The sequence below is a fragment of the Lichenihabitans sp. Uapishka_5 genome, from assembly GCF_033947565.1.
Lineage (GTDB): Bacteria > Pseudomonadota > Alphaproteobacteria > Rhizobiales > Beijerinckiaceae > Lichenihabitans.
The window spans coordinates 1-1,762 of the sequence record NZ_JARPVX010000182.1 but is presented as its reverse complement, the minus strand read 5'-3'; the positions used below and the strand labels follow the sequence as shown (position 1 = coordinate 1,762).

Sequence of the window (1,762 nt, the reverse complement as noted above, 5' to 3'; positions counted from 1 at the left end):
GGCCGCGAAATTACCCCCTCAGGGGGTCACTATTGCGAGCGATTTTACATGCCAGATCCATTTGTGAGAGGGTCCACCCGCCGAAAATGGCGCCGCTCGCATTGGTGTCGCGCGGCATCGCGATGGCGCGAAGATGCGGGCCGCCGGGCACATCGGGAATTTGGTCTGTCATGGCGCAGGCTTTCGGGTAACAGCGGGGCCGGCGGAGGACCGACGTCCTCCGCTCCCAACCGGGCGTCGGGTCGCTACAAGCTCGAATGCATCGAGCCTCGTTGAGGTCCACCCCTTTCCAAGGGCTCCACTCCCCGTCCGGCTCCTTGTCGTGGTTCTGCCCATGGGCGCGGCATCGTGCCGGTGCACCACGGTCGCGCGTTCGCGGTTCGCAACGGCGGGTCCGATGGACTTGAAACGGATGGCGGCATCGGCTTTGAAAGGCCAAACCCATGTGGACCGGTGCGGTTCGTTGCGCGGTCTCGCTTCGAGGTGGCGTCGGAAGCCAGAATGGTCGAGCGTATGTCGCGCTCGGCCGGCACCATGCATAATCACCGAGTCGATAGGCACAAGCGTTGGAAGAACTCTTCAAGACCATCACGCTCTGGCTCGCGGCGGGAACAGAGGCGGCGGCTGCGCTCATTATCGGACTGGCGGCGATCGAGGGTACAATCCGTGCGCTCTGGCTTTTCATACCCGGGGTGTCGCATCGGGACGAGGACGGTCCCCTCAGCGACAAGAAGGAGGAGGTGCGACTCCGGCTAGGACGCTGGCTCGCCGTCGCACTTGAATTCGAACTCGCAGCCGACATCCTGAGGACGGCGGTGGCTCCGACATGGAACGAAATCGGTCAACTCGCCGCGATCGTCGTTCTCCGGACGGTGCTGAACTACTTTCTCCAGCAGGAGATCGACAAGGCGCAACGCCGTGCGCCCGCCACACTGCCGGGCACTGCGTAATCATCGATGGTGCCCGTCAGACTGGCCTTCGTAATCCACATGGCTGCGGTGCTCATCGAGTTTGGCGGCAGCTTGTTCGTGGTCGCCGGTTGCATGAGAGCGCTCGGTGCTCTCGTTCTCAGCCGGGCGACCCACGCGGGGATCGTTCGATGCCGTCTTCTGGTCGCAGATGGCGTGATCGCGGCGTTGGGGTTCAAGACTGCGGCGACGCTGCTGAAGACGATCGAGCTACAGACCTGGAACGCCATTCTGTCCTTCGCGGCCATCTTCGCGCTTAGGACCGTCGTGAAGCGCTTCTTGGTCTGGGAGGAACACCGCCTGCGCTCCCGATCGACGTGAGCACCCCATTGGTCAGTTCAGCTCGGCCTCGACCTTCCGAAAGCCGTGGCCGCCGCACCGAAGCCCGCGTTTATCCAGTTCGCGGCTCCTGAGCAGGCTCCCACTGGTCAACGCAAGGCGAGCGCTTCGCCGGCGCTCAGCATGAACAAGGCCGCCGAGAGCATCAAGGGACGTAAGCTTGCCGTGCTGGCCGGCCCCGGTGTCGGTGGCGCTAAGCTCCTGGCGCTCAAGGCTGCCTTGAAAGCGGAAGGCGCGGTCGTCCACGTCGTGGCCGAGCATGGGGGCGCCTTGGCTGCCGCCGATGGTTCGACCGTGCTGGTCGACAAGCGGGCGCAATGCGGCATCGGTGTTCTACGATGGGGTGTTCGTGGCCGGTGGTGCTGACCCCGCCAAGATAGCCGCGATGGGCCTGATCAAGGGTAAGCCTCCGGTGGGACCCGCCTTGCGGTTGGGGGACGGTTTGCTGACGTAGC

The 1,762-nt window shown here is 64.2% G+C and carries 3 protein-coding genes; all 3 read left to right on the top strand.

The window, feature by feature from the left end; genetic code table 11:
- Nucleotides 1-566: 566 nt before the first annotated feature.
- The 3 genes from P7D22_RS22970 (at nucleotide 567) to P7D22_RS22960 (ending at nucleotide 1,673) form a co-directional block, all read left to right on the top strand.
- The gene (locus tag P7D22_RS22970; RefSeq protein WP_319936565.1) at nucleotides 567-950 is read left to right on the top strand and encodes a DUF1622 domain-containing protein; all 384 of its coding nucleotides are present in this window, start codon (nucleotides 567-569) and stop codon (nucleotides 948-950) included.
- A 39-nt stretch (nucleotides 951-989) separates the two neighbouring features.
- Nucleotides 990-1,289: a DUF1622 domain-containing protein gene (locus P7D22_RS22965; protein ID WP_319936564.1), complete on the top strand. Its 300-nt coding sequence runs from the start codon at nucleotides 990-992 to the stop codon at nucleotides 1,287-1,289.
- A 141-nt stretch (nucleotides 1,290-1,430) separates the two neighbouring features.
- A complete protein-coding gene (locus P7D22_RS22960; protein WP_319936563.1) occupies nucleotides 1,431-1,673 on the top strand; it encodes a hypothetical protein in 243 nt (80 codons plus the stop codon).
- The last annotated feature ends 89 nt before the right edge of the window (nucleotides 1,674-1,762 follow it).

Coding starts and splice junctions, on each gene's coding strand:
- P7D22_RS22965 (WP_319936564.1), top strand. CDS start 990: ATGGCTGCGGTGCTCATCGAGTTTGGCGGCAGCTTGTTCGTGGTCGCC.
- P7D22_RS22960 (WP_319936563.1), top strand. CDS start 1,431: ATGAACAAGGCCGCCGAGAGCATCAAGGGACGTAAGCTTGCCGTGCTG.